Here is a 25,904-nt window from a genome sequence, read left to right on the forward strand (position 1 = left end):
TTAAGTTTTAAACGATTGAATTACCAAGCACTACATGAGCTCCATAAATCAGCTATCCATTTTTTTATTATTTAAATTGCCGGGTTTAAAATGAGTTAATTTTGCAAACCATCATTATTTACCCCTGTTATTCAATGCTTATTTAATCCCTCCAAAGGTAGGGAAATAACAATAATGATGCAGCTACTGTCATTACGTTAACAATGATGAGCATTCCAATATCGTCCAAACTATTTTCCCAGGGTAAACCATCAACCGCATTTTTAGCCAGTTTAATCAGTAATATCAATACAGGGATAATAATTGGAAAACTTAAAATAGCCATCAACATGCCTCCGTTTCCTGCTTTACTCGCAATAGCCGATACCATGGTAAAAACCGTTGAAAAGCTAATGGCACCTAAAATTACAGCTATGTAGTACATCGCTAAATCAGGCGGTGTAAATGTATCAAAAACCAAGGCGTAAAAACCCAGCGCAACGGTAGTTAAAACCAGCATTAATAAAGTATTATAAATGGTTTTTGAAATTAATATAGCGGCCGGACTTGCTAAAATATAGCTGTAGAGCTGTTGTCCTTTGTTTTCTTGCAAAAAACTTTTAGATACACCGTTAATAGATGCAAAAAGCATGATTACCCAAAATAAAGCATTCCAGGTTAATTTATCGCCCAGGCTTACAAATGATAAATAACAGGTAAAAATGGTGGAAACCACATATAATAAAACTCCGTTTATGGTGTATTTGGAACGCCATTCTAACAGTACTTCCTTGTGGATTAAATATTTAACCTCTTTGGCCAATTGCATAACCGCAAAGATACTTTTATTGTTGAATTGTTGTAATGTTATAATGTTGAATTGTTGTAATGTTTTAAGGCCTTGGTTATTGTCAAATTGGAATATTACAGGCTCCAAGTGGGTTCATTTAATCCAAAATATACAATGAGTATTCCAATCACTTAGTTCCAAGATCAAACTTCAGCGCATAGCTTTTATTAAGCCAACTGTAGTTTTCCAACGCTGGCCTTTCCAACGTCCATACTAATGACTAATATTGTATATTATGGAAAGCAGGTATGCATCAACGATAGAATCGCCTGTTGGCAAATTAACCATATTTGCTGATGAAGAAGCGGTGTACGAAATTTCTTTTGAAGGTAAAGATGCTGGCTTAATTGAAGAAAATGGATTAACCGTTAAAGCTGCCGGACAATTAAAAGCTTATTTTGAAGGAAATTTGCAAATCTTCAACTTCCCGATGAAGCAAAAAGGAACTGAATTTCAGCAGGAAGTTTGGCAAAATCTATTAAAAATCCCTTATGGCGTTACAACTTCTTATGCTAAATTCTCTGAGCATAAACCTTTAGCCATACGTGCTATTGCTTCGGCAAATGGTAAAAATAACTTAGCCATTGTTGTACCTTGCCACAGAGTAATTGGTAGCAATGGCAAATTGGTAGGTTATGCCGGTGGTTTATGGCGCAAACAGTGGCTGTTGCAACACGAACGGGAAGTGATGCACACAGGACAAACAGAATTAAAGTTTTAAATCATGAATCCATTTTTAGATATCGCTTTACGTAGCGCAGCAGTATATATTTTTATGCTTGTTGCCATAAGGCTTACGGGTAAAAAAGAACTTTCCCAGTTAAATACAACTGATGTGGTTTTAATTTTGCTGATTAGTAATGCCGTTCAAAATGCTATGGTAGGCCCTGATACCAGCCTTTTAGGTGGTATTGCCGCAGCTGCAGTCTTATTTATCCTTAATTACATTCTGAAAAAGTTTCTTTTCAAAAGTCAGAAACTGCGTGACCTGATTTATGACAAACCACAAATTTTAATCCACGATGGTAAAATGGATTTTACCATGTTGAGCAAACTCGGCATTTCTAACGAGGAGCTGCAGGAGGCTATGCGTGAACATGGCGTAGACCATTTCAGAGATGTTAAATTGGCCATGCTGGAAGTTGATGGGAACATCAGCATTATAAGCGGAGATAAAAATTTGAAACAAACCCACTGGAAAAGAAAACGACAGCATAAAACATTGGGTTTAAACAATTAAAACCTTTATAATTTACGATCCTTTTTAATCAAGACAATTCCTTCATGACAAACGACAACGGTTACTTAAAAGCAATTCGCTTAATAAATATAGAAGAAGAACAATGCGCATTCGAACTTGGAAAAATTCCAGTGAGGCAACATATAAATGTAAATTACTTTTTTGCGCAAACCGCAGTTGATGCTTATGAGAAAATCCCCCATCCTGCCCCACGCAGGCAATATGTAATTACGATAAAGGGCAGATTAAGGTTTAAAGTAAGTAATGGCGAAACTTTTATTGTAGAGCCTGGCATTATTTTAATTGCGGCCGATACCGCGGGGTCCGGACATACCTGGGAACTTATTGATGGCGAAGAATGGCAACGGCTGTATATTCCGCTTGAAGAAAATGCCGAGGATTATTTTATTGCAGATTAAATATGGGAAAAACCTGATCTGCAAGTGAAAAAGATAGAATGACAAGCTTAAGTTAGGAGAATAATAGTTTGTAATTATCTACAATTTAATAATTTTAGCCCTCTACATAAATCCGTATTTTAAACCACATCGTAAATAACATCAACCTAAAATGATGTTATGAAAATTCTTTGCAGTCTATTTTTTGTTGTATTAAGTTTTTTGCCAATGGATAAAAACGTTCCGGTGGCAAAAGTTGATTTAAAAAAGTACGCAGGCACCTGGTACTCTTTATACTCAATTCCAACTGTATTTGATAGAGGCAGCAGAGAAACCACTACAAGGTACTCTTTAAACAAAGAGGGCTATTATAATGTAGTTACAACTTATAAAAAATCCGGTGATGAGAAAGTCTATTCCCGGAATTCGAAAATGTTCCCCCCGGAAGATGGTAAAAACGGCGAGTTGCATGCACAATTTATATGGCCCATAAAAATTGATTACTGGATTATAGAGCTTGCAGAAGATTATTCATACGTGGTGGTTGGGCATCCCGATCATAAATTTTTATTCATTATGAGCAGAACCCCAAAAATGGATAAGAAAAAATATGAAGAAATAACTTTGAGGTGTAAAGCAAAAGGATACGAGGTAAACAAGCTTACCGCTCAGTTTACCCCGTAAAACATGCTAAACCTTTAGCTTAATAAAATTTCGGTAATGGGTTTAAACTTGTGTTTTGACGTTGATGCCAATATGGATAAATGGTTGGCACCTCGCTTGCTGCATCAAGTTTTTTAATTTGCTCCACTGTTAACCTCCAACCTGTAGCGCCTAAATTTTCTTTTAGCTGCGCTTCATTTCTGGCTCCAATAATGATACTTGAAACCGTTGGCCGCTGCAACAACCAGTTAAGCGAAACCTGGGCAACAGTTTTCCCGGTTTCTTCAGCAACTTCATCCAGCGCATCGGTTATGTTGTAAAATACCTCTTCGTTAAAAGCTGCTTCAGGCACCGGACTTCCGCCCTGCGCTACCCTACTCTCTTGTGGCACTGGTTTATTTCGTCCGAATTTACCACCCAAACGTCCGGCAGCCAATGGGCTCCAGATAAATGCACCCACATTTTGGTCTACACCTAAAGGCATTAATTCCCACTCATATTCTCTGTTGGCAAGTGAATAATAAACCTGGTGCGCAACATATTTATTCCATCCGTATTTTTCAGAAATGGCTAAAGATTTCATCAAACCCCAGCCCGAAAAGTTTGAGCAGGCAATATACCTTACTTTTCCACTTTCAATCATATCATCAAGCGTTCTTAAAGTTTCCTCAACAGGTGTATTTCCATCAAAGCCGTGCATGTGGTAAATGTCAATATAATCTGTATTTAAACGCTTTAAACTTCCTTCCAATTGTTTTAAAAGGTGAAAACGAGACGATCCCTGGTTATTTGGACCTTCGCCAAAGGTAAAAGTTGCTTTGGTCGAAATTAAAACTTTATCTCTAAGCCCGGCAATGGCCTTTCCTAAAATTTCTTCCGATAAGCCATCAGAATAAATATCGGCAGTATCAAAAAGATTTACACCTGCATCAAGGCAAAGATTAACCATTCGGGTTGCTTCATCGGCTTGCGTACTGCCCCAAGCTTTAAAAAAGTCGTTGCTTCCACCAAAGGTTGCTGTTCCAAATGTTAATGCGGGTACAAAAAGTCCCGAAGCACCTAATTGTCTGTATTCCATATTATAATTTTATTTATTTAAAGCTGGATAATTCAAGTCTTTATTCATCCTATCACTAACGATTAAGATGATTAAAAATGCCAACTAAGTTTCTTTAAATTAAAATTAATTGAAAAAAGGATAAGGAAAAGACAATTAGCCTTTATAAGAAATTGCCAGGAGATTTGGCCTCGAGCATGCTAATTAAAAAGATTATGACACGATTTGTTGCTAAATAAAAAAGGGCTAAAAATCAATTTTAGCCCTTTAAATTATTTATAAACTTTCCAGTTTTGCAGGTTTTAATTTAGAGGTACTAAAAAGCATAAATAACACGCCAACCAACAGTACAATCCATCCCCATTGGAAATGTACTACTTTACCAATAAGCTTATTGGCGAATCCATATTTGGTGTAGTTATGGGCCGTAAAGTAAACTGCTATAACGCTTAAAATGTACCAAATAGCCATTACAAAACTCATAAATTTAAAGGCTCCAACTTTTCTTATAAAAAGAATAAGTATAGAAATAACTATAAGTGCGTAAGTAATTAAAAAAAGACGCGCATCAGATTGATACAGATTCCAGTTGCCTTTTATAGGCACTTTTAACATGGGACAAAAACCTGCAATTACACACAGCAGAATGCCAAGCCAGGCATAAAATTTATTTAGTACTAACATATTTTAAGATGGTTAACTGTTTAAATTGATTTGTTGCTAAACTAAATTGTTAACACGATTGCCGTTTACAATAAACGTCTAATGTCCTATTGACCTTCTATAATACCCATTTTATCAGCAAAATGAGCACAATAATCGCGTAAATCTTCAACAATTAAATTTTCGCCTGTAGCTTTTAAAAAGCTATCGCCCATGGTTTGAAGGGTTTCGTAGAAAAAACGTTTCATCTCATCAACAGGCATATCTTTTGTCCAAAGATCAATGCGCATTGAATTTTTATAATTGTGATCCCAAAGTGCTAAAATCATTGATTTAACAGGTACCTGATCTTTCGTTTGTGCATCAGTACTTTCCCAAAGAATATTCTCTGGCATATTATTATCATCTAACTCTACTGTTATTTTTATTTCTGCTTTTCTCATTTTAAAATTGATTTCACCGTTTTAAGGGATTCCTTTTATACTTTATTTTGCGGCTGCAAATATGCTTAATTTAAAAGGTAATTCTAATTGGTTTTAAGTTACTTTTTGTAAAATTAACATCAGAACTGCAGCAATGAAAATAAATACGACTTCTACAATCCATATTCTTTTCAGGTCTTTTAGCGTAAAACGAAAAATTAAATCTGTTATAAAAGTAACCACAATTAAACAGCCTAAAATAAGTAGGTAAAAACGGCTGAAATCAACATGTCTTGGTGTATGTTCGTTGTTAGAAAACAGATTTACGATAACCAAAGCCAGGCTGGCTGCTCCAACAATATTTAATGGGGTAACTCGAAATTTCATTACTTTTTCTTATCGAAGCGTTTGCCTTTTTTAAATGATTTTATGGTTTTACCAGCTTTTGCCTTCGCTTTATCACGTTCTTTTTGTTCAATAGCTTTAGCATGTTTTTTTTCGTGGAAAGCTCCTTTAAAATCAGGATCTTCCTTACGTTTTTGCATGTCTATTTCTTTAGCAATATGCTGGCGCTCTTCGTATGGCGTTTCATCTATAAATACCTCAGCCGGAATTTCGGCAACTGGAATGTACTGACGGATTAGTTTCTCAATTTTCCGGATGTAATATTTCTCCGCATCTGTAGCGAGGGTAATGGCATCGCCCTTGGCAAAGGCTCTTCCTGTACGGCCAATACGGTGTACATAATCTTCGATGATAATGGGCACATCGAAATTAATAACGTGGCTTACATCGCTTACATCAATACCCCTGCTTGCAACATCTGTAGCCACCAAAACCCGTATACTGCCTTCCTTAAAACTGTTTATCGAATTAATTCTGGTATTTTGTCCTTTGTTGGCATGGATTACACGAACATTTGCGGCACCATACCTGCGCTCAATAAAGTTGTAAATATTATCGGCTACGGTTTTAGTTTTGCAGAAAATAATCAGGCGGTTAAAGGCCTCATCATTTTTCAACAAATGCTGCAATAAGTTAATTTTGGTTTTAAAATTAGGCACATAATACAGTGTTTGGGTAACGTTTGCTGCTGGTGTAGCTTGTTGAGAGGTTTCTATTATCGTGGGATTCTTTAAAAAGTCGCCGGCAATTTTTTGAACCAGCTCACTCATAGTTGCCGAAAAAAGCAAATTCTGACGCTTGCGGGGTACAATTTCCAAAATCCTGTGGATAGAACCAATAAAGCCCATATCCATCATTTTATCGGCTTCATCGAGCACTAAAAACTTAAGACTTTGGGTATTAATGTCTCCTGATAAATATAAATCTAAAAAGCGTCCCGGGGTGGCAATAACAATATCAACCCCTTTTGCAATTTGTTCTTTTTGTGTTTTAGGGCCAATGCCACCAAAAATAACCACAGAACGGATGTCTGTATAAACCGAGAAACGTTTAACTTCCTCAGCAATTTGCATGGCAAGCTCACGGGTTGGCGATAAAATTAAAGCTCTTGGATGATCGCCTTGTGCATATTTCAATTGCATTAACATAGGCAATACAAATGCTGCAGTTTTTCCGGTACCGGTTTCGGCTATCCCGAAGATATCTTGTCCTGATAAAACCGGCGCAATTGCTTTTTCCTGTATAGGCGTTGCAACCGTGTAGCCTGCTTCGGCTACTGCATTTAATATTTGCCTGTTTAACTTAAATTCTTCAAACGATTTTGCCATAGCGTACAAAGATAGTTTATTTGAGCCGAAAAGGCTTAAATAGTCAGGAGTTCTTAGTGTTTAGCATGGCGTTAAAACCCAGGCTTTACCTTTTAAAATATCCTGCAGTATGGTTATTAAATCTAAAACATTCGTTTTTGGAATGCCTAATTGTATTTTAATTTGATTTCGGATTGTTGAAAAACTAAACTTTTTGAATTCAATTAATCAATTTTACAATTAAACAGTTAACCCAATTTACTACCTTTGAAACCATGAACACTTATCTGATAAAAGCGGCTACAATAGTAAACGAAGGCCAAAAATATATTGCTGATGTTTTAATTAAAGATGGAATGATCGCCAAAATAGGGCAGAATTTAGCTGCAAATGGTGCTCAGGAAATAAATGCCGAAGGACAATACCTTTTACCCGGCATGATTGATGACCAGGTTCATTTTCGTGAACCGGGATTAACACATAAAGCAGATATTTTTACAGAAAGTATGGCTGCCGTAGCCGGAGGAATTACCTCTTTTATGGAAATGCCCAATACCGTACCCAATACTTTAACACAAGATTTATTAAAAGATAAATACGATATTGCCTCGCAAACCTCATTGGCTAACTATTCATTCTATATGGGGGCCAGCAATGATAATATTGAAGAGGTGCTAAAAACAGATGCTAAAAATGTATGTGGAATTAAGGTTTTTATGGGTTCATCAACCGGAAATATGTTGGTTGATAATGAAAAAACTTTAGAGAGCATTTTTAGCAAGGCTCCGATTTTGGTGGCCACACACTGCGAAGACGAGGCAACCATCCGCCACAACCTTGCTACCTTTAAAGCCAAGTACGGCGAGGATTTAACGATTGATATGCACCCATTGATCAGAAGTGCAGAGGCTTGTTATAAATCTTCATCAATGGCTGTTGAGCTGGCTAAACGCCATCAAACCCGTTTGCACATTTTACACATTTCTACAGCTAAAGAAATTACATTATTCGACAACACAATACCTTTAAAGGATAAAAAAATTACGGCAGAGGCCTGTGTACACCACCTTTGGTTTAACGATACGGATTACGCTGAAAAAGGAAATTTTATTAAATGGAACCCAGCGGTAAAAACTGCTGAAGACCAGGTTGGCGTTTTACAAGGTGTTTTGGATAATCACATTGATGTGATTGCTACAGATCATGCCCCACATACTTTAGAAGAAAAGCAAAAACCATATTCACAAGCCCCTGCAGGCGGGCCATTGGTTCAACATGCATTGCCTGCTTTGTTTGAAATGCACTTACAAGGTAAAATCTCACTCGAAAAAATTGCTGAAAAGACGGCACATAACCTGGCCATTTGCTTTGATATTGAAAAACGTGGTTTTATACGCGAAGGTTATTGGGCCGATTTAGTTTTGGTAAACCTGAACGATCCATGGAAAGTAACTACACTTAATAATTTTTATAAATGCGGCTGGTCACCATTTGATGGGCAAACTTTTCAGGCCAGTATTACACACACATTTGTTTCAGGTAATCTGGCTTATTTAAATGGTCGTTTCACCACAGATCAGATCGGAAAACGCTTGACATTTGTTCGATAATGCTTAAAAACTTAAAAAAGATTCTTTTTAAAACCGGCGCCCTGCTTGGTGCAGGTTTGTTGATCTTTTTATTTGGCTTATTTCCTGCACTTGTTCAAAAATATTATTCTACAGGACTTTACCTGTATATATCCTCTGCCTTACGTTTTATTTCGTCGATCTTTCCTTTTGCCATAGGCGATATTATTTATGCCCTGCTCCTTGCATTTGCAGTTTATAAAATTGTTAAATTCTTTAAAAACAGGAAGAAACTTAAAAAGCAAAACAGACTGATTGCCCCATTGCAAGTGTTTAACTTTTTTCTAATTCTTTATATTCTGTTCAAAATTGTGTGGGGATTAAATTACAGCCGCCCAGGTATTGCGCAAGAATTGGGTGTAGGCAATAAAAAATATGATGTTAAAGAGCTGGTTTTATTAGGCAACTATTTTTTAGAAAAAACAAATGCCTTAAAACTACAAACCGTTAAACAAGGTAAAGTTCCTGTGTATACGGTAAAAGAACTGGAAACAAAATCTGCAGCTGCTTATGCGTTAATGGCTGCGAAAAACAGTGTTTTCAAGTACCGTAATCCATCGGTTAAAGCCGTGTTAAGCCCATGGCTAACCAGTAAAATGGGTATTGAAGGTTATTATGCTCCCTTATCGGGCGAAGCCAATATCAATACAAATTTGCCTGATTTTGTTAAACCCTATGTTACCTGCCACGAAATTGGCCACCAATTAGGAGTTGCGTATGAAGACGAAGCCAATTTACTGGGTTATTTAACTGCTGCAAACAGTACAGATTTAAATTTCAGGTATTCCGCCAATTACGAAATGTTGCGGTATATTTTATTCGAAATCCGAATGAAATCGCCTGATGATTACACTATACTTTACAACAAGCTTTTGCCGCAGGTTTTGGCCGATTTTAAAACAGAAAAAGAATTCTGGCGTAAATACAACGGCGAAATGTTTGGCTATATGGACGCTGCTTTCGATCGTTTCTTAAAACTAAACAATCAGAAAAAGGGTATCGATAGTTATCAGGATATTGTAATCTGGCTTTGGAATATCCATAAAAACGAGCTGAACATACGATCAAAGATTTGAGCTACCCGTTTTCACACTAATTTTTACCGTTTACGTAACGCCTATCCATGAATGGCTTCTTTTGTTCCAAAACTCTGAATCAATTCCCCTTCAAAATCCAGCCACTCTTTCCAGCGTTTATCCACATCAACATCGGTACTGTATTTGCGCGCAAAATTTAAAAAAGTAGTATAATGGCCCGCCTCCGAAACCATTAATTCATGATAGAATTTAGCCAGCGCCTCATCTTTGATGTTTAAAGACAATACGCGAAAGCGCTCGCAGCTTCTGGCTTCAATCATTGCAGCAAATAAAAGCCTGTCGATAAAAGCCATATTACGGCTTCCGTCTTTCTTGCTGAATTTAACCAAACGCCCAACATAATCATCTTTGCGTTCGCGGCTTAAGGTGTAGCCACGTTGCTTTATAATTTCAATAACCATCTGAAAATGCTGCATTTCCTCAATAGCAATCGCTGTTAATTCATCAACTAAATCCTGGTGTTCAGAATTTTGCGTTATTAAAGTAATGGCGTTACTCGCCGCTTTTTGCTCACACCAGGCATGATCAGATAAAATTTCTTCTAAATTAGATTCGGCAATATTTGCCCAACGCGGGTCTGTTAATAATTTTAATCCTAACATGGTTATTCAAAATTCGAATGCCAAAATTAGAAATAATCGGCACGCTTTTAAAATTGTGTAGCAAAAACAGCTTATTTTGCACAAAATTTAAATCATGGATGCAAAGAAATTATTAATTATTGGATTCGTTTGGCCAGAACCAACTTCATCGGCAGCTGGCACCAGAATGATTCAATTGGTTGATTTATTTCTGAAAAAGGGTTATAAAATCACCTTTGCATCTGCCGCCTCGAAAAGCGATTTCAGTTATAATTTCGCTCAGGGAGCAGTTATTGAAAAAGAAATTAAACTAAATGATGAAAGCTTCAATTCATTTTTAAAAGATTTAAATCCTGAAATTGTCTTATTCGATCGCTTTATGGTTGAAGAGCAATACGGCTGGCGCGTACAACAAGAATGCCCAAATGCCCTAAGGATATTAGATACCGAAGATTTACATTTTCTGCGCAGCGCCCGACAGCAAAGTACTAAAAAGCAGGAAACGTTAAATTTATTTAATGAGGTGGCAAAACGTGAAATCGCTTCAATTTTACGATGCGATTTATCCTTGATTATATCAGAAATAGAAATGAAGATCCTTCAAAAGCAATTTAGAATTGATTCTTCTTTAGTTTACTACCTGCCCTTCCTCGAAGCGGAAATTACAAGCAAAGCCATTCAAAACTGGGTTCCATTTGAAGAACGGGCCGATTTTATTTTCATCGGAAACTTCCTTCACGAACCAAACTGGAATACCGTTCAAACTTTAAAAACTAAGGTTTGGCCCATACTGCGCAAAAAACTCCCACAGGCAAATATGAATATTTATGGTGCATATGCATCGCAAAAAGTTTTGCAGCTGGCGAATAAAAGCGAAAGATTTTTTATCCACGGAAGGGCAAAAAATGCCCGCGAAACCATTGCCAAACATAAAATTCTACTCGCACCTATTCAGTTTGGCGCCGGCGTAAAAGGAAAATTTATTGATGCCATGCAAGTTGGAACGCCATCTGTAACTACTAATGTTGGTGCTGAGGCCATGAAAGGCCAATTAGACTGGAATGGTTTTATTGAAGATGATTTAACTTTTTTTGTAGAAAAAACAGCCGAATTGTATCAAAATAAAACCTTGTGGTGTACGGCTCAGCAAAACGGTGTACAAATTATTAATGAGCGTTACAACGCCGCGGCTTTTGCCGATTTTTTTATGTTAAAGGTTGAGGAACTGTTGCTGGGGCTGATCAAACACCGTCAGAATAATTTTTTTGGACAGATTTTAAACCACCATACCGTACAAAGCACCAAATACATGTCGCTATGGATACAAGAAAAGAACAAATAACTGTTTTCAATATTGGAGCGGAACAAATTTCAACTTTACAACATTCCAACAAATTTCAAAAACAAAGTATGTAAATTCGCCCCATGGCAAAAATATCAATTAACCTTGCTACAGGTTCGTTTCAAAAAGAAGAAATTATAGTCGGTATAGATTTAGGTACAACCAATAGCCTGGTTGCTTTTATCAATCCGGATAAAAACCCGCAAGTTATAAACGATACCGGAAAAGGGCTTTTAGTTCCTTCTGTGGTCTATTTTAATAGCCAAAACGATGCCATTGTAGGTAATGAAGCTAAAGAATATTTAACAACAGATCCTGCAAATACAATTTTCTCTGTAAAACGTTTATTGGGGCGATCATATAAAGATGTTGCTGAACATTCCGCAATTTTCTCATACAAAATAATTGATGACGATACGGATGCACTGGTTAAAATCCAGGCTGGAAATCGTTTCTACACCCCCATTGAACTTTCTGCCGAAATTTTAAAAGAATTAAAGGCGCGCGCAGAGCACGCATTAAAAACACCAGTAAATAGAGCTGTAATTACCGTTCCGGCTTATTTTAACGATAGCCAGCGCCAGGCAACCCGCGATGCAGGTAAGCTGGCCGGCCTCGATGTAATGCGTATTGTAAACGAACCAACTGCAGCCAGTTTGGCCTACGGAATTGGATTAGATCCGGCTCAGCAAAAAACCATTGCCGTTTATGATTTGGGAGGTGGTACTTTTGATGTATCTATTCTTCAGATACAAAACGGAATATTTGAAGTTTTGGCCACAAATGGAAATACTTATTTAGGTGGAGATGATTTCGACAGGGCTATTTTAAACCATTGGTTCGAAAAAAATAACCTGAATACATCGGAAGTAGCCCAAAACAACATTTTAATGCAAACCCTGCGTTTGCAGGCAGAAGCGGCAAAAAAAGCATTATCTACTCAAAACCTGTATAATGAACAGGTTGGCGAAATCTGGTGTACATTAGATAAACAAACCTTTGAGCAATTAATTTCTGCCAAAGTAGAAGAAACCATAACGGCCTGCAAAAATGCCTTAACAGATGCTGGCTTAACGGCAGCAGATATTGATGAAGTTATTTTAGTCGGCGGCTCTACCCGTACACCTTTCGTTAAACAACAGGTAGAAAATTTCTTTGGCAAAAAGCCACAAGACAATATCAATCCGGATGAGGTGGTTGCTCTTGGAGCCGCCATACAAGCCGATGTACTGGCCGGAAACCGTTCTGATATTTTATTGCTTGATGTTACCCCGCTTTCTTTAGGCATTGAAACTATGGGCGGTTTAATGGATACCATTATTGCCAGAAACAGCAAGGTACCAACCAAAGCAGGCAGACAATACACCACTTCTATTGATGGACAGGTAAACATGAAAATTTCTGTTTTTCAGGGAGAGCGCGATTTAGTAAAGGAAAACCGTAAACTGGCTGAGTTTGATTTAAAAGGGATTCCAGCGATGCCTGCAGGCTTACCCAAAGTAGATATTAACTTTTTGCTAAACGCGGATGGTATTTTAACTGTACAAGCCGTCGAACTTCGCTCGGGTGTGAAACAGGAAATTGAAATTACGCCGAGTTATGGCTTAAGTGATGATACTGTTGAAAAAATGTTAATTGACAGCATTACACATGCTAAAAGCGATGTGGAGCAACGCATGTTAATAGAAGCCCGCAGCGAAGGCGAACAATTGCTTTATACTGCCGAACGTTTTATAGAAAAGCACGCTGAACATTTAACAACAGCAGAAATTACCGAAACAAAAACTCATATAGAAGCCCTTAAATCGGCTTTGGCAAGTGCCGAAAAAGATAGCATTCTTAAAAAAGCCGATGAATTAAATGAATTTACCCGTCCTTTTGCGGAGCGCGTAATGGATGCAGCCATTTCTACTGCAATGAAGGGTAAAAAGATTGAATAAATAAAGCCTTGCCTCAGGCAATATTTATGAGAAATTAAATAAGGACATTTGTAGCTACAGGTGTCCTTTTATTTTAACAACATCTGGTAATTTTAAGCACTATGGCTAAATCAAACATCAGCAAGTTTCGGATTTTATAACCGCCCACTTCAACTGATATTTGTCAGGTAAAATTTAAGCAAATGAATGAGCAGAATCAAATCAACTATAATCGCATTGCAAGCGCTATCGATTATATTAAAGCAAACTTTAAAAGCCAGCCAAGTTTAGATGAAGTTGCCGAAAAAGTACATTTAAGTCCATTTCATTTTCAGCGCTTATTTAGTGAGTGGGCCGGCACAAGTCCTAAAAAATTCTTGCAATACATAAGCGTAGAACACGCCAAACAACTTTTAACCCACACCCAAAGTACTTTATTTGAAACGGCTTACCAAACCGGGCTTTCAGGCACAAGCCGCTTACACGATCTTTTTGTTAATATTGAAGGTATGACGCCTGCCGAATACAAACAGGGTGGCAAAAACCTTCAGATAAATTACAGTTATGCAGAAAGTCCTTTCGGAAATATAATTGTGGCCTCTACCAGCAAAGGTGTATGTTATATGGCTTTTAATGAATCTGAAAAACAAGGTTTTGAAGATTTAAAATTAAAATTCCCAGAAGCTTTATTTAACAGAAAGTTAGATTTACTGCAGCAAAATGCACTATTCATCTTTCAAAACGACTGGAGTAAACTGCCTGAAATAAAATTACATTTAAAAGGAACTGATTTTCAGCTCAAAGTATGGGAAACTTTATTGAAAATTCCCATGGGCCAGCTTTCTACCTATGGCTCAATAGCCAAAAAGTTAGAAAATCCAAATGCTTCAAGAGCTGTAGGTACCGCCATTGGCAGTAATCCCATTGCTTTTTTAATTCCCTGCCATCGGGTTATCCAGTCATCAGGAAATTTTGGTGGTTACATGTGGGGAAATACACGCAAAACGGCCATTATTGGCTGGGAGAACGCTCAAACCCAGACTTCTGGTTAAGTGATGATTTTGCATAAAAATAGCTCCGCTATTGAATTAAAAAAAGCCCTCAAACAAAAAGAAGTTTGCTATGGAGGGAATTTAAAATTAAAGATTTACGGAACTTTGCACTGTAAATCGGGCAAAAGAATGAAAGTTGTAAACAGGGTTTTCTTTTCATCAGAAATGGAAGCTTTACAAAATGGCTTTCGCCCCTGCGGTAATTGTATGCCCGTAAAATATCAAAATTGGAAAAATGGACTTATTCAATAACAAAAAAACTGAAGATATTAACCTGTTGCCAGAAGATGGCACTGTAAATTACTATGGCAGGTTATTCTCTATAGCAGAGGCAAATCATTATTATGATGTTTTGTTCAGTAACATTGAATGGAAAAACGACGAGGCAATTATTTTTGGTAAGCACATTTTAACCAAACGTAAAGTGGCCTGGTATGGCGAAAAACCTTTTGAGTATACTTATTCAAACACGACAAAGCAGGCCCTGCCCTGGACAATGGAATTGCTTGAATTAAAAGCAAAAATTGAACAACGAACTGGCGAGACTTTTAATTCTTGCTTACTTAATTTATACCACAATGGCGATGAAGGTATGGCCTGGCATAGCGATGGAGAAAAGGATTTAAAGAAAAATGGCGCCATTGGTTCGGTAAGTTTTGGTGCTGAGCGTAAGTTTGCATTTAAACACAAACAGAATAAAAAAACCGTTTCCATGGTGCTGGAGCATGGGAGTTTACTGGTCATGAAAGATACCACACAAACCCATTGGCTGCACCGCTTACCGCCAACTAAAACCATTAATAAACCGAGAATTAACCTAACTTTCAGAACGATTGTTGGCTAACAATTTGCAGTCAATTCTTATTTATCATCAGATGTTTTAACTTTACCTAACCGAAAGCTGATCTTAATGAAAGCCAAAAAGCTGCTAAAAACAACATTTATTCTTTTAGTTTCCTCGTTTGTGTTGCACATTGTTTTTACCGTGGTTGATGGCCTTAAAAATTCAAAAACCAAGGCAGATGCAGCCGTAATTTTAGGCAATAAAGTAAACCCTGATGGGACACTGTCAGCTCGTTTAATGCAACGTATGGATTGTGGTCTGGGTTTATATAAATCAGGACAAGTAAAAAAAATTATTGTAAGTGGCGGGCTTGGAAAGGAAGGCTTTTTCGAAGCTGAAAAAATGAAAGCATTTCTGGTCAAAAATGGCATTCCCGATTCGGTTATTACAGTGGATAATTATGGAGATAATACGCTTAAAACCGTACAAAACACGTTAGCTTTAAAAAACAAACTTCATTTTAAGAGTTTGATTGTCGTTTCTCAATACTACCACATTAGCAGAATCAAAATGCTTTTCAGAAAGAATGGTTTTAGTAACTTGGGCAGCGCAAGTCCGAGGTATTTCGAATGGCGCGATTTATATTCACTAATCCGTGAGTTTGTGGCTTATTACAAAGAACTAATTTAAACTATGAACATTAAGAAATCCTTATTCCTGCTATTTTTTATGGCCTGCTCCTATTATAGTTTTGGACAGAATTACATTTTCTTTTTACACAATAAATTTGCAGAAGACCATCCACTTACAGAGGCTCATCCCGAATATGGAAAAACAGCTTATAAGGAGATTTTAGATAAATTCAATGCAAATGGTTTTCAGGTAATCAGTGAAAAAAGGCCTGCCAATACGGATGTTGGAAAATATACTAAAAAAGTAATCTCACAAATAGACAGCTTACTCAAACTCGGGATTAAGCCAAATCACATCACCGTAATTGGCACTTCAAAAGGTGGCTACATTGCCCAATATGTTTCAAGCAACTTAAAAAATCCGGATGTAAATTTTGTTTTCATTGGCTGTTACCGTGATAAAGACCTTACTTCCTTCCCTGGAATTAATTATTGCGGAAATATATTAACCATTTACGAAAAATCAGACGAATTTGGCGTTTCGGCTCTTAAAAGAAAAGAAACTTCCAACCTGAAAATCAATCATTTTAAAGAAATTGAATTAAATACCGGGCTAAAACATGGTTTTCTATTTAAGCCTATGCAAGAATGGATGGAACCGGCAATGCAATGGGCAAAGCAACAATACAATTAGTTTTTTCAATTTATGATACAGTATAAAACTGCTCAGACAGAACAGGAGCTTTTAGCGATTTTGGCATTACAAAAAGCAAACCTGGGCATTAACTTAACAGCCTCCGAAGCAATGGAACAGGGCTTTGTTACCGCATATCATACCTTAGCCGAGTTAAATAAACTTAATCATATTGAGCCACATATTATCGCTGTTGACAACGGAAAAGTAGCGGCGTATGTACTGGCCATGACAGCGCAATCCAGGTTTGACATCGCCATCTTGATACCCATGTTTGAAATGTTTGCTGAAATAACTTATCAGAAAAAATTTATTACAGATTATAATTACTTGGTTGTTGGACAGGTTTGTGTAGATAAAAATTATCGTGGCCAGGGAATTTTCGATGAAGTATATAACGCTTACAAAAAACAATACCAAAACAAATATGATTTCGCAATTACAGAGGTTGCCACCAAAAACCTGAGATCAATGAAAGCACATAACCGCATTGGCTTTAAGGAAATCCATCGGTTTACTGCTCCAGATGGTATAGAATGGAGTGTGGTATTGTGGGATTGGCAAAATTGATAAAAAATCTTTCATCCGGCTTTTATCCCGCCGCACCTTTTTAAAACCCGAGTAAACTGTTTTTATTTCCCTGATTATTTTGTTACAAACACAATCTGGTTCATAATTTGCAGCGCTTATAAAAATTGATGCTTATATTTAGTAAGAATCAATTTTAAAGCTCTATCTAAATTATAAGAATGGATAAATCCGAACAGTTAAACCTGCTTTTAGTTAAGCTGGAAAACCTATTACTGAGACAGCAGGATTTCGAGGCCGAAATTACTGCTTTACAGAAGGAAGTAAGGCAGTTACAATTTCCTGGTGCTGTACCTGAAACGCCTGCACCAAGTTTAAAGGTTGAACCACAAACAGTTATTTTTCCACCAAAAAATATGCCTCCGGTTTACGCCAGTCAAAATATTCCAGCTCCGCAACCCCAGCCAAGATTTCCAAGAACGCCGGATGCAGGCAACTTTTCAGCTAATTTCAAGAGAGAAAATATCGGAAAGTCAGATTTCGAAAAATTTATTGGCGAAAACCTCATCAGTAAAATTGGCATCTTAATTTTAATTATTGGTGTTGCAATTGGTGCCAAATATGCCATAGATCATGATATGATAAGTCCATTAACCCGCATTATTTTGGGTTATGCCGTTGGTGCAGGCTTAATGGCATTCGCAATTAAACTTAAAGAAAAGTACGAAAACTTCTCTGCCGTGTTGGTAAGCGGGGCCATTGCCATCATGTATTTTATTACCTATGCCGCTTACGATTTTTATGCCCTTATTCCGCAGGCACTGGCCTTTATTTTAATGGTTGTTTTTACCTCATTTACTGTTGTAGCCGCAATAAAATACAATAAACAAATTATTGCACATATTGGATTGGTTGGTGCGTACGCTGTTCCGTTTTTACTCAGTGATGGATCAGGAAAAGTAGTTGTACTCTTCAGCTACATGGCAATTATAAACATTGGGATTTTGGTATTAAGCTTTAAAAAATACTGGAAACCCCTTTTTTATCTTTCATTCGGTTTAAGCTGGATTATTTTTGGTTCCTGGTTAATGGATTCTTTCGATGTTGTACAACATTACACTATTGCCTTAATTTTTAGCACCTTATTTTTCTTCATTTTCTACATCACCAACTTAGCCTATAAAGTAGGCAAAAAAGAGCAGTTCGGTTTTACAGATGTCATTTTACTCCTGCTTAACTCATTTGTTTATTATGGCATTGGTTACTACATATTGCAAACCGAAAAAACCGGTGTACAGTTATTAGGATTATTTACCCTCGCAAATGCCGTTATCCATTTTGTAGTGAGCCTTGTTATTTACAAAAGGCAATTGGCAGATAGAAATTTGTTCTATTTAATTTTAGCCATGGTTATTACTTTCATAACTATGGCTGTACCTGTGCAGCTAAATGGTGGCTGGGTAACTATATTTTGGGCAGTAGAAGCCGCTATATTATTTTATCTCGGAAGAATTAAAAACATTGCCATCTACGAAAAATTATCTTTCCCGATTATCTTTTTGGCTTTTCTAAGCTTATTACAAGATTGGAATGTAAATTATGATTACGGTTATTACGACTACAACAACCAATATAAAGCCTTGACACCGTTTTTAAACGGGGGATTTTTAACCGCAGCAATTTTCATCGGCGCCTTTAGCTGGATGCTAACCATTAATAGAAAAGACAATGAAAACCCTGAACGCTGGTTATGGACCAAACAGGTTTTAACTTATATTATTCCGTCTATTTTGTTATTGGTTACCTACATAACCTTTAAGTTAGAAATTGAGCGTTATTTTAATAATTTATATCATGCAACAAAGATTAATATTAATCCGGGTGCAAAGGCGAATTACGAATCATTCAGGTATAATTATAATATTTTATCGCTAAAAACCAGCTGGATATATGTTTATACTTTATTTTTTGCAACAGCACTTACCTGGATCAATCTTAAAAAGATTAAAAATCAGGCACTAACAGTTACAACTATTGCAATTAATGTAGTGGTAATATTAATATTTCTAACCCATGGCCTGTGGAATTTAAGTGAATTAAGAGATGCTTTTAAAGCTCAAAATGATCCGTACTTTACTGTTCCCCCCGTTAATATTATTGTAAGGTATGTTTCTATTGCATTTTTTGCCTTGCTCATTGCTGCGTGCTATCGTCTAAGTCAATTAGATTTAGTTAAGAAAAAGCATAAAACTGCTTTCGATTACCTTTTTTATATTTCTTTACTGTGGATCATCAGCAGTGAATTGATTAATATTTTAGAGTTATCTAAACAAGATAGCGGGCACAAACTTGGTTTAAGTATTTTATGGGGTGTTTATGCTTTATTTATGATTAGCATAGGCCTATGGAAAAACAAAAAGCACTTACGTATTGGTGCTATTGTTTTATTTGGCTTTACACTGATTAAATTATTTGTTTATGACATCTCTTATTTAGATACCATTGCTAAAACCATTGTTTTTGTATCCTTAGGCGTGTTGCTTCTTATTATTTCATTCCTTTACAACAAGTACAAACACTTAATTACAGATGATGTTAAAACCGAAATTTAAGCTGTTTATCCTGTTGCTGTTTTTGGCTGGAACTTTACAAGCTCAGGTTAATCAATACCAATATAAACGAAATATAAATGGTGTAAAAAGCACCTGGCATAATATAGAGTTGCCAGTACAAATTTTTAAAAACTTAGCGCCCGGTTTCGAAGATATCAGGATATACGGTTTTAATGGTAAAGATACGGTTGAAGTTCCTTACCTGTTAAAATTACAATCCAGCCAAACCAGTCAAAAAGAAATTCCTTTTAAACTGATTAACCAAAGTAACAACCAAAACGGCTTTTATTTTACACTACAGGCTTCAAAAATCAGTACCATTAATCAAATCGATTTAAGCTTTAAACAAAATAATTTCGATTGGAAAGCCACATTGGAAGGCAGTAATAATGGCACCGAATGGTTTACCATTTTAAAAGATTACCGCATTTTATCCATTAAAAATGATAACACCGATTATCAGTTTACCAAGCTTAACTTTACTGATGCCGCCTATGCTTACTTCCGCGTACAAATCAAGGGCAGCGTACAAGCGGCATTATTATCGGCTAAAACGTTATTAATCGATACTGTTAAAGGAAATTATCAGGATGTAAAATATACTGGTTATCAATTAAAAAATAACAATAAAACCAAGCAAAGCACCATAGAAGTTACCTTGCCAAATGCAACGCCCTTAGCCAGCATACAAATAAATGCGCAAAGTGATTTTGATTTTTACCGTCCGATAAAAATAGAATTGGCCACGGATAGTTTCAAAACAGATAAAGGCATACAATATAATTACACCAGCGCTTATAATGGGATTATCAGTTCTTTAGAAAAACCTGTGTTTAACTTTGAAAACACCATCACTTCTAAATTAAAGATTACAATTGAAAATTACGACAACAGGCCTTTAAGGCTTAATACAATAGAGCTTAAAGGAAATGTATACAACTTAATTGCACGTTTTGAAAATCCTAAACTTAGTTATATTTTATATTACGGCAATGATAAAGCGGTAAAAGCAGAATATGACATTGCCAATTTTGAAAATAAAATACCCGCAAAACTAACCACGCTTACACTCGATAAAGAAGAAAAAAATGCAAACTACAGAACTACTTTGGCAGAGCAACCCTTATTTAGTAATAAAAACTGGTTATGGGCATTAATGATTATCATTATTGCACTTTTGGGCTGGTTTTCTTATAAAATGCTAAAAAATTAAAACCAAAAAGAATACAGTAAAATATGCCTGATGATGGTTATAAAAACTAAAAAAGATTTTAATTTAACGCTATAATTAGCAGAATAAATGAAGAATATATTTAGTGAAGAAGTTGCAAACGAAGTTATAGACAGAATAAACAAACTAAACCCTTCAACCGCAGCTGTTTGGGGTAAAATGAATGTTGCGCAAATGCTTGCCCATTGCAACATAAGTTATGAAATGGTATATGATGACATTCATAAAAGACCAAATGCATTTATGAAATTCATTTTAAAAAACCTGGTCAAAAAGAAAGTTGTAAGTGAAACACCCTATAAACGAGGTAATCCAACTGCTCCTCAATTTATCATCAAGGAAGAAAAAGATTTCAAAAATGAACGCACCAGATTGATTGATTACATAACAAAAACGCAACTTTTAGGTGCGCTGCATTTTAACGAAAAAGAATCACATTCCTTTGGTAAATTATCCACTTCTGAGTGGAACAATATGTTTTACAAACACCTGGATCACCACTTAAATCAATTTGGTGTTTAGCAATCTGTTTTCATAAAAAATTCAACCAATAAAATATTAATATAGTATAATGCATACTGCTGTAGAAGCAAGTATGTACACAAATAGAACTTTACAATGGCCGAACCAAAAACTAAATCAAAATCAACGCTGAAATACGGGAAATACGAAACGCAATACAATCATTATACTGCATTAGCGGCTGGAACAGTAACCGATTTGCAAGCTTTTAGCTGTCCAAATGGAAATGCTTTTATGGGCATGAAAATGTGGGTGAAATCTTTTGAAGATTGTGTTGAGTTGTTTCAAAGTGTGGGCATGCAAATTGGTTTTAGAATTGCTGATGAAATAGAAATTTACGAAACAGAACCAATAGAGCCTCCTACAGAGGATCCATATGCTTACGACATCAATTTTAACCCTTTTTAATTTAATTCAATAACAGTCCGGATTGCCCCTTAAATATGTCGTTTCCATACCCCACCAAATTACTGAAGGTTGCTTAAACTTGTATAACAATTAGTTAAAGATTTAAACGATAAAAAATGGCAAATCCGATAACAACCTGCCTTTGGTTTGATGGACAGGCAAAAGTAGCAGCAGATTTTTACTGTACAGTTTTTAAAGATTCTAAAATTACAAGCAATACGCCAATGGTTGTAACGTTTGAAATTAACGGGAGTAAGTTTATGGGGTTAAATGCAGGCCCTCAATTTAAGTTTGATGAAGCAGTTTCATTTCTTGTAGAATGCGAAAATCAAGAGGAAATAGACTATTACTGGGAAAAATTAACTGCTAATGGTGGCGAAGAAAGTGTATGCGGTTGGTTAAAAGATAAATTTGGTGTATCATGGCAAATTGCTCCTGCCAATTTGGGCACGTTAATGTCTGATCCTGAAAAAGCTGAACGCATGATGAAAGCGGTTATGCAAATGAAAAAAATAGATTTCGATACGCTTGTAAATGCTTAATTTATATTGTGCACATAGCGTAGTTTCGGCAGAAAATATTCTGTGTGTGCATTAATTTTCTGTATATTCATCTATGAAAAGATTAACGATTTACGCTGCGTTAATCATCCCAATATTACTTTGCACTTCATGGGGATTTTTTGCCCATCAACGCATAAACAATCTCGCTGTTTTTACGCTTCCTGCAGGCATGATCTCTTTTTATAAAGCCAACATTAAGTACCTCACAGATCATGCAGTAGATCCTGATAAAAGGCGTTATGCAGATACGCTCGAAGCTCCGAGGCATTATCTTGACGTAGAAAACTATGAGCAGGATATAGATAGCATTCCTGAAAAATGGAATGATGCCCTGGCGAAATATGGATTGAAGAAGTTAAATACAGACGGGATTCTTCCATGGCAAATCCAGCGCACCTATTACAGCTTGGTTAAGGCCTTTAAAGCGCACGATTCACTTAAAATACTAAAATACTCTGCCTATTTAGGTCATTACATTGGCGATGCGCATGTGCCCTTGCACACTACAGCCAATCACAATGGTCAACTCAGCAATCAGGTTGGCATTCACGCGTTTTGGGAAAGCCGCTTGCCCGAATTATTTTCTATAAAGTATAATTATGTAGTTGGTAAAGCCATTTACATTGAAAACCCCTTAAAAGAAGCCTGGAAAATAATTAAACACAGCCATAACCTGGTGGATACTGTTTTAAAGCTTGAAGCTGAATTAAACAAAACTTTTCCTTCAGATCAGAAATATAGTTTTTCGGAAAGGAATAATACCATATTAAAACAATATTCGGTTCCCTATTCAAAGGCTTATCATGGTCAGATGAATAATATGGTTGAAAAACAAATGCGCAATGCGATCCTACAAATAGGTTCTTTCTGGTATTCGGCATGGATTGATGCCGGCCAACCGGAGCTTAAAAATCTAAAATTTGTAGAAGGGCTTCCAAATGAAGTTACAGCAGAAAAGGATGTTGAAAAGAAGTTTCAAAATGGTCAACTCATTGGCAGAGAACTATGAACTCCTTTTTCTTGCTTATTATAACTTTAAAAGCGATAAAATAAAAAGGGGTTCATTTTATTGAACCCCTCCTAAAAAATATCTATTTGCCTTTTATTTTTCAGGCTCTATCATCTTTTCAACTTCTTTCGGTTTTAACCGGCTTTTAATTGCCGCCCAAACTGCTGGTACAAAAGTAACAACCGCTATAAATATAATAACCAATTCGAAATTGTTTTTGATTATAGGAATTTGTCCGAGTAAATAGCCACCAATTAATAAAGCAATAATCCAGGTTACACCGCCAATAATATTGTAATACGTAAAACGGCCGAAAGGCATTTTCGCGATACCTGCAACAAAAGGAGCAATGGTTCTAAAAATGGGTAAAAAACGACTTAACATGATAGCCTTACCACCATGTTTTTCAAAAAACTCGTGTGATTGATGGTAATATTTAAGTTTTAAAATTTTATTACTTTCTTTAAAAACACCTGCGCCCAGCACACTTCCCAACTTATAATTTAAAGTATTGCCTAAAATTGCCGCTACAATTAAAATAATCATCATTATCCAAATGTTTAAGCCTGTTTCGTGTTCACCGGCAATTAATGCCCCCATTGCAAACAATAAGGAATCACCAGGTAAAAATGGTGTAACCACAAAACCAGTTTCAGCAAAAATAATCAGGAAAAGAATCAGGTAGGTCCAGGTTTGATAGTCATTAACAATTTGTGCCAAATGAACATCAATGTGTAGAATAAAATCTAAAAGTTGTTGTAGTAATTCCAAGTTATCTAATTTTGAACAAAAGTATGAATATGAAAACGATTAAGGGGTAATTTTAAATATAAATTGACATTAATTATTACCTAATACTCTTTTAAGCAGGCGGCCTGCTTTATCAGAATCGATTAAGATGGTGTAAATTTTGCCTTTTGAGAAACTTGTACCTGAAATGGTATCAATAATCATTGCCGAATCTAAATTATTCATATAGATTTTAGCTGCTGTAGGATCAATTGTTATAAATTTATAATCTGTTTTTTCATTATAACCTAAAGTTGCTTCATAGGTTGTATTTGCATCCCTGATGTAAACTTTATTGCTTAAGTTATAGCCTAAATTTAAAAATATTAGTTTGGCTTTATCCGGATCGGGCTTTACATTATCTTCATAAATAACCAAAAGAGAATCTTGTTTACCACCTACCAGCTTTGTTTTTGTGTAGTAGGCAGAATAGTTTTTACCGACCTGAATAAGCTGTTTGGCTGCTCCGGGCAATGTACCCGATTTAAGCGTATTTTTAACTATAAAATTATATGTCTGCCCGTCGGGGAAATTATTAACAGGTACAACGGTATAACTCACACTGCTGCCATAACTTACGTTACTGGCATATCTGCCACTATCGAGGTAAAAATCCTTTGCTACGCCGGTATTTACAAAATTGAAAAATTTAATTTTTGCATCGCCTGCAATAAGATTATTGTTCTTAATGCAGGAACTGATTATCAATATAAAGCCAAATAAAAAACTAAGTTTTACAAGAACAAAAGATGGTTTTTTCATAAAGAATTTTACTTTACTATTAAAACGTAAAGATAGCAGAAAGCTTTTGAGTTTACTGAAATTAATTATCGGTTATGATATGGGAATCGAGCGTAGCTATTGTTGTTCCGCTAAACCAGATGGTATAAATTTTACCGGCCTGTAAATCGGCACCTGCAATGGTTTTAATAGTGCCCGAACCCACTACATTAAAACGCAAATTAACGCCTGCATCAACTGTAAAATAATTAGAGGCTTCTTTATACATTAAACTATTTACAAACTGTGTTCCGGTTTGTACACTTACACTAATTCCGGTATTAAAATAAGGAGTTAAGTTTATCAATTTAATTTTGGCTTTACCACTTTCCGTGTTGCTTAAATTATCTTCGAAATTTAATACTTCTTTTTTCCCTGTTCTGTCGCTAATCAAAAAAGTGGTGTAGGTTATAGAAGGTACAAAGTTAATCTCAGCTGTTGTAGTAACATTACTCTCTCCCATAAAGGCTACTTTTCTATTACCGGATGATATTTTTAAATATTCGCTGGTTTCACCAAATGCTAATGAAGTAATGTTAACTTTCTGGTCATCAACATAAAGATCATGAGCTGATTCTGTTTGAACAGCATTTACAATTTTAACTTTGGCTTCTCCATTTACTACTACACCGGGAGTGTTTTTTTTGCAGGAAGAAAAACTAAAGATTATAAAGAATAGTAAAATGAAATGAAATGACTGAGTATGTTTTGTAGAGCTGCGCATATTAGAAATGTATTTGGTTTAAAAC

General features: G+C 36.0%; 30 protein-coding genes. 20 read left to right on the forward strand and 10 right to left on the reverse strand.

From position 1 onward, the window contains the following. Positions 1-142: 142 nt before the first annotated feature. A complete protein-coding gene (locus R2Q77_RS11115) occupies positions 143-808 on the reverse strand; it encodes a heme exporter protein CcmB (protein ID WP_316803809.1) in 666 nt (221 codons plus the stop codon). Between the two features lie 256 nt (positions 809-1,064). On the opposite strand from R2Q77_RS11115, the gene R2Q77_RS11120 reads away from it, so the two are divergent. From R2Q77_RS11120 to R2Q77_RS11135, 4 genes are all read left to right on the forward strand, one after another. Continuing rightward, positions 1,065-1,550 (forward strand): methylated-DNA--[protein]-cysteine S-methyltransferase, encoded by a 486-nt coding sequence (locus R2Q77_RS11120; protein WP_316803810.1) that lies wholly within the window; start codon positions 1,065-1,067, stop codon positions 1,548-1,550. 3 nt (positions 1,551-1,553) lie between these two features. Then, positions 1,554-2,069 (forward strand): DUF421 domain-containing protein, encoded by a 516-nt coding sequence (locus R2Q77_RS11125; RefSeq protein ID WP_316803811.1) that lies wholly within the window; start codon positions 1,554-1,556, stop codon positions 2,067-2,069. Between the two features lie 44 nt (positions 2,070-2,113). Continuing rightward, positions 2,114-2,488, forward strand: a complete 375-nt coding sequence (locus R2Q77_RS11130; RefSeq protein WP_316803812.1) for a hypothetical protein — start codon at positions 2,114-2,116, stop codon at positions 2,486-2,488. Positions 2,489-2,647: 159 nt separating this feature from the next. Further along, the gene (locus R2Q77_RS11135; protein WP_316803813.1) at positions 2,648-3,151 is read left to right on the forward strand and encodes a lipocalin family protein; all 504 of its coding nucleotides are present in this window, start codon (positions 2,648-2,650) and stop codon (positions 3,149-3,151) included. Positions 3,152-3,170: 19 nt separating this feature from the next. Here R2Q77_RS11135 and R2Q77_RS11140 read toward each other — a convergent pair whose 3' ends face one another. The 5 genes from R2Q77_RS11140 to R2Q77_RS11160 form a co-directional block, all read right to left on the reverse strand. Beyond that, complete coding sequence (locus R2Q77_RS11140) at positions 3,171-4,208, reverse strand: aldo/keto reductase (RefSeq protein ID WP_316803814.1); 1,038 nt, start codon at positions 4,206-4,208, stop codon at positions 3,171-3,173. A gap of 255 nt (positions 4,209-4,463) precedes the next feature. Beyond that, on the reverse strand, positions 4,464-4,871 hold the full coding sequence (locus tag R2Q77_RS11145; RefSeq protein WP_316803815.1) for a hypothetical protein: 408 nt from the start codon (positions 4,869-4,871) through the stop codon (positions 4,464-4,466). A gap of 86 nt (positions 4,872-4,957) precedes the next feature. After that, positions 4,958-5,293, reverse strand: coding sequence for a gliding motility protein GldC (gldC, locus tag R2Q77_RS11150; RefSeq protein ID WP_316803816.1), 336 nt, complete (start codon positions 5,291-5,293; stop codon positions 4,958-4,960). A 93-nt stretch (positions 5,294-5,386) separates the two neighbouring features. Then, positions 5,387-5,659 (reverse strand): hypothetical protein, encoded by a 273-nt coding sequence (locus R2Q77_RS11155; protein WP_316803817.1) that lies wholly within the window; start codon positions 5,657-5,659, stop codon positions 5,387-5,389. Continuing rightward, positions 5,659-7,005 carry a DEAD/DEAH box helicase gene (locus tag R2Q77_RS11160; RefSeq protein WP_316803818.1) on the reverse strand — a complete coding sequence of 449 codons (1,347 nt, stop codon included), beginning with the start codon at positions 7,003-7,005 and terminating at the stop codon, positions 5,659-5,661. Before R2Q77_RS11160 ends, R2Q77_RS11155 begins: the two co-directional genes overlap by 1 nt. 254 nt (positions 7,006-7,259) lie before the next feature. Between R2Q77_RS11160 and R2Q77_RS11165 the strand changes: the two genes are divergently transcribed. Both R2Q77_RS11165 and R2Q77_RS11170 read left to right on the forward strand, forming a co-directional pair. Further along, a complete protein-coding gene (locus tag R2Q77_RS11165) occupies positions 7,260-8,594 on the forward strand; it encodes a dihydroorotase (protein ID WP_316803819.1) in 1,335 nt (444 codons plus the stop codon). Next, positions 8,594-9,688, forward strand: coding sequence for a DUF3810 domain-containing protein (locus tag R2Q77_RS11170; protein WP_316803820.1), 1,095 nt, complete (start codon positions 8,594-8,596; stop codon positions 9,686-9,688). Before R2Q77_RS11165 ends, R2Q77_RS11170 begins: the two co-directional genes overlap by 1 nt. A gap of 41 nt (positions 9,689-9,729) precedes the next feature. Here R2Q77_RS11170 and R2Q77_RS11175 read toward each other — a convergent pair whose 3' ends face one another. Beyond that, positions 9,730-10,311: a tRNA-(ms[2]io[6]A)-hydroxylase gene (locus R2Q77_RS11175; protein ID WP_316803821.1), complete on the reverse strand. Its 582-nt coding sequence runs from the start codon at positions 10,309-10,311 to the stop codon at positions 9,730-9,732. 94 nt (positions 10,312-10,405) lie between these two features. Between R2Q77_RS11175 and R2Q77_RS11180 the strand changes: the two genes are divergently transcribed. The 14 genes from R2Q77_RS11180 (at position 10,406) to R2Q77_RS11245 (ending at position 23,586) form a co-directional block, all read left to right on the forward strand. Further along, positions 10,406-11,632 (forward strand): glycosyltransferase, encoded by a 1,227-nt coding sequence (locus tag R2Q77_RS11180; protein WP_316803822.1) that lies wholly within the window; start codon positions 10,406-10,408, stop codon positions 11,630-11,632. 83 nt (positions 11,633-11,715) lie between these two features. Then, on the forward strand, positions 11,716-13,572 hold the full coding sequence (gene hscA / locus R2Q77_RS11185; RefSeq protein ID WP_316803823.1) for a Fe-S protein assembly chaperone HscA: 1,857 nt from the start codon (positions 11,716-11,718) through the stop codon (positions 13,570-13,572). Between the two features lie 182 nt (positions 13,573-13,754). After that, the gene (locus R2Q77_RS11190; RefSeq protein WP_316803824.1) at positions 13,755-14,603 is read left to right on the forward strand and encodes a bifunctional helix-turn-helix domain-containing protein/methylated-DNA--[protein]-cysteine S-methyltransferase; all 849 of its coding nucleotides are present in this window, start codon (positions 13,755-13,757) and stop codon (positions 14,601-14,603) included. A 3-nt stretch (positions 14,604-14,606) separates the two neighbouring features. Beyond that, positions 14,607-14,855, forward strand: coding sequence for an Ada metal-binding domain-containing protein (locus R2Q77_RS11195; RefSeq protein ID WP_316803825.1), 249 nt, complete (start codon positions 14,607-14,609; stop codon positions 14,853-14,855). Next, on the forward strand, positions 14,839-15,447 hold the full coding sequence (locus R2Q77_RS11200; protein ID WP_316803826.1) for an alpha-ketoglutarate-dependent dioxygenase AlkB family protein: 609 nt from the start codon (positions 14,839-14,841) through the stop codon (positions 15,445-15,447). The genes R2Q77_RS11195 and R2Q77_RS11200 overlap by 17 nt, the downstream gene beginning before the upstream one ends. A 66-nt stretch (positions 15,448-15,513) precedes the next feature. After that, positions 15,514-16,077: a YdcF family protein gene (locus R2Q77_RS11205; RefSeq protein ID WP_316803827.1), complete on the forward strand. Its 564-nt coding sequence runs from the start codon at positions 15,514-15,516 to the stop codon at positions 16,075-16,077. Positions 16,078-16,080: 3 nt separating this feature from the next. Then, on the forward strand, positions 16,081-16,713 hold the full coding sequence (locus R2Q77_RS11210; protein ID WP_316803828.1) for a hypothetical protein: 633 nt from the start codon (positions 16,081-16,083) through the stop codon (positions 16,711-16,713). Between the two features lie 12 nt (positions 16,714-16,725). Then, positions 16,726-17,283, forward strand: a complete 558-nt coding sequence (locus tag R2Q77_RS11215) for a GNAT family N-acetyltransferase (RefSeq protein WP_316803829.1) — start codon at positions 16,726-16,728, stop codon at positions 17,281-17,283. A gap of 179 nt (positions 17,284-17,462) precedes the next feature. Further along, positions 17,463-19,853 (forward strand): DUF2339 domain-containing protein, encoded by a 2,391-nt coding sequence (locus R2Q77_RS11220; protein WP_316803830.1) that lies wholly within the window; start codon positions 17,463-17,465, stop codon positions 19,851-19,853. Further along, positions 19,831-21,066 (forward strand): DUF3999 family protein, encoded by a 1,236-nt coding sequence (locus R2Q77_RS11225; protein ID WP_316803831.1) that lies wholly within the window; start codon positions 19,831-19,833, stop codon positions 21,064-21,066. Before R2Q77_RS11220 ends, R2Q77_RS11225 begins: the two co-directional genes overlap by 23 nt. An 87-nt stretch (positions 21,067-21,153) precedes the next feature. Beyond that, the gene (locus R2Q77_RS11230; RefSeq protein WP_316803832.1) at positions 21,154-21,606 is read left to right on the forward strand and encodes a DUF1569 domain-containing protein; all 453 of its coding nucleotides are present in this window, start codon (positions 21,154-21,156) and stop codon (positions 21,604-21,606) included. A gap of 96 nt (positions 21,607-21,702) precedes the next feature. Further along, positions 21,703-22,014, forward strand: a complete 312-nt coding sequence (locus tag R2Q77_RS11235; protein ID WP_316803833.1) for a hypothetical protein — start codon at positions 21,703-21,705, stop codon at positions 22,012-22,014. A gap of 116 nt (positions 22,015-22,130) precedes the next feature. Beyond that, on the forward strand, positions 22,131-22,556 hold the full coding sequence (locus R2Q77_RS11240; RefSeq protein ID WP_316803834.1) for a VOC family protein: 426 nt from the start codon (positions 22,131-22,133) through the stop codon (positions 22,554-22,556). 73 nt (positions 22,557-22,629) lie between these two features. Continuing rightward, a complete protein-coding gene (locus R2Q77_RS11245; protein WP_316803835.1) occupies positions 22,630-23,586 on the forward strand; it encodes a zinc dependent phospholipase C family protein in 957 nt (318 codons plus the stop codon). Between the two features lie 93 nt (positions 23,587-23,679). On the opposite strand, the gene R2Q77_RS11250 is transcribed toward R2Q77_RS11245, so the two are convergent. The 3 genes from R2Q77_RS11250 to R2Q77_RS11260 all read right to left on the reverse strand — a co-directional run bounded on the left by R2Q77_RS11250 (position 23,680) and on the right by R2Q77_RS11260 (position 25,879). Then, complete coding sequence (locus R2Q77_RS11250; protein ID WP_316803836.1) at positions 23,680-24,357, reverse strand: DedA family protein; 678 nt, start codon at positions 24,355-24,357, stop codon at positions 23,680-23,682. A gap of 69 nt (positions 24,358-24,426) precedes the next feature. Then, positions 24,427-25,137, reverse strand: a complete 711-nt coding sequence (locus R2Q77_RS11255; protein ID WP_316803837.1) for a DUF4397 domain-containing protein — start codon at positions 25,135-25,137, stop codon at positions 24,427-24,429. Positions 25,138-25,198: 61 nt separating this feature from the next. Continuing rightward, on the reverse strand, positions 25,199-25,879 hold the full coding sequence (locus R2Q77_RS11260; RefSeq protein WP_316803838.1) for a DUF4397 domain-containing protein: 681 nt from the start codon (positions 25,877-25,879) through the stop codon (positions 25,199-25,201). Positions 25,880-25,904 lie beyond the last annotated feature (25 nt).

The sequence above is a fragment of the Pedobacter nototheniae genome (genome assembly GCF_032678625.1).
GTDB lineage: Bacteria > Bacteroidota > Bacteroidia > Sphingobacteriales > Sphingobacteriaceae > Pedobacter > Pedobacter nototheniae_A.

Coding starts and splice junctions, on each gene's coding strand:
- R2Q77_RS11115 (WP_316803809.1), bottom strand. CDS start 808: ATGCAATTGGCCAAAGAGGTTAAATATTTAATCCACAAGGAAGTACTG.
- R2Q77_RS11120 (WP_316803810.1), top strand. CDS start 1,065: ATGGAAAGCAGGTATGCATCAACGATAGAATCGCCTGTTGGCAAATTA.
- R2Q77_RS11125 (WP_316803811.1), top strand. CDS start 1,554: ATGAATCCATTTTTAGATATCGCTTTACGTAGCGCAGCAGTATATATT.
- R2Q77_RS11130 (WP_316803812.1), top strand. CDS start 2,114: ATGACAAACGACAACGGTTACTTAAAAGCAATTCGCTTAATAAATATA.
- R2Q77_RS11135 (WP_316803813.1), top strand. CDS start 2,648: ATGAAAATTCTTTGCAGTCTATTTTTTGTTGTATTAAGTTTTTTGCCA.
- R2Q77_RS11140 (WP_316803814.1), bottom strand. CDS start 4,208: ATGGAATACAGACAATTAGGTGCTTCGGGACTTTTTGTACCCGCATTA.
- R2Q77_RS11145 (WP_316803815.1), bottom strand. CDS start 4,871: ATGTTAGTACTAAATAAATTTTATGCCTGGCTTGGCATTCTGCTGTGT.
- gldC (WP_316803816.1), bottom strand. CDS start 5,293: ATGAGAAAAGCAGAAATAAAAATAACAGTAGAGTTAGATGATAATAAT.
- R2Q77_RS11155 (WP_316803817.1), bottom strand. CDS start 5,659: ATGAAATTTCGAGTTACCCCATTAAATATTGTTGGAGCAGCCAGCCTG.
- R2Q77_RS11160 (WP_316803818.1), bottom strand. CDS start 7,005: ATGGCAAAATCGTTTGAAGAATTTAAGTTAAACAGGCAAATATTAAAT.
- R2Q77_RS11165 (WP_316803819.1), top strand. CDS start 7,260: ATGAACACTTATCTGATAAAAGCGGCTACAATAGTAAACGAAGGCCAA.
- R2Q77_RS11170 (WP_316803820.1), top strand. CDS start 8,594: ATGCTTAAAAACTTAAAAAAGATTCTTTTTAAAACCGGCGCCCTGCTT.
- R2Q77_RS11175 (WP_316803821.1), bottom strand. CDS start 10,311: ATGTTAGGATTAAAATTATTAACAGACCCGCGTTGGGCAAATATTGCC.
- R2Q77_RS11180 (WP_316803822.1), top strand. CDS start 10,406: ATGGATGCAAAGAAATTATTAATTATTGGATTCGTTTGGCCAGAACCA.
- hscA (WP_316803823.1), top strand. CDS start 11,716: ATGGCAAAAATATCAATTAACCTTGCTACAGGTTCGTTTCAAAAAGAA.
- R2Q77_RS11190 (WP_316803824.1), top strand. CDS start 13,755: ATGAATGAGCAGAATCAAATCAACTATAATCGCATTGCAAGCGCTATC.
- R2Q77_RS11195 (WP_316803825.1), top strand. CDS start 14,607: ATGATTTTGCATAAAAATAGCTCCGCTATTGAATTAAAAAAAGCCCTC.
- R2Q77_RS11200 (WP_316803826.1), top strand. CDS start 14,839: ATGGACTTATTCAATAACAAAAAAACTGAAGATATTAACCTGTTGCCA.
- R2Q77_RS11205 (WP_316803827.1), top strand. CDS start 15,514: ATGAAAGCCAAAAAGCTGCTAAAAACAACATTTATTCTTTTAGTTTCC.
- R2Q77_RS11210 (WP_316803828.1), top strand. CDS start 16,081: ATGAACATTAAGAAATCCTTATTCCTGCTATTTTTTATGGCCTGCTCC.
- R2Q77_RS11215 (WP_316803829.1), top strand. CDS start 16,726: ATGATACAGTATAAAACTGCTCAGACAGAACAGGAGCTTTTAGCGATT.
- R2Q77_RS11220 (WP_316803830.1), top strand. CDS start 17,463: ATGGATAAATCCGAACAGTTAAACCTGCTTTTAGTTAAGCTGGAAAAC.
- R2Q77_RS11225 (WP_316803831.1), top strand. CDS start 19,831: ATGATGTTAAAACCGAAATTTAAGCTGTTTATCCTGTTGCTGTTTTTG.
- R2Q77_RS11230 (WP_316803832.1), top strand. CDS start 21,154: ATGAAGAATATATTTAGTGAAGAAGTTGCAAACGAAGTTATAGACAGA.
- R2Q77_RS11235 (WP_316803833.1), top strand. CDS start 21,703: ATGGCCGAACCAAAAACTAAATCAAAATCAACGCTGAAATACGGGAAA.
- R2Q77_RS11240 (WP_316803834.1), top strand. CDS start 22,131: ATGGCAAATCCGATAACAACCTGCCTTTGGTTTGATGGACAGGCAAAA.
- R2Q77_RS11245 (WP_316803835.1), top strand. CDS start 22,630: ATGAAAAGATTAACGATTTACGCTGCGTTAATCATCCCAATATTACTT.
- R2Q77_RS11255 (WP_316803837.1), bottom strand. CDS start 25,137: ATGAAAAAACCATCTTTTGTTCTTGTAAAACTTAGTTTTTTATTTGGC.
- R2Q77_RS11260 (WP_316803838.1), bottom strand. CDS start 25,879: ATGCGCAGCTCTACAAAACATACTCAGTCATTTCATTTCATTTTACTA.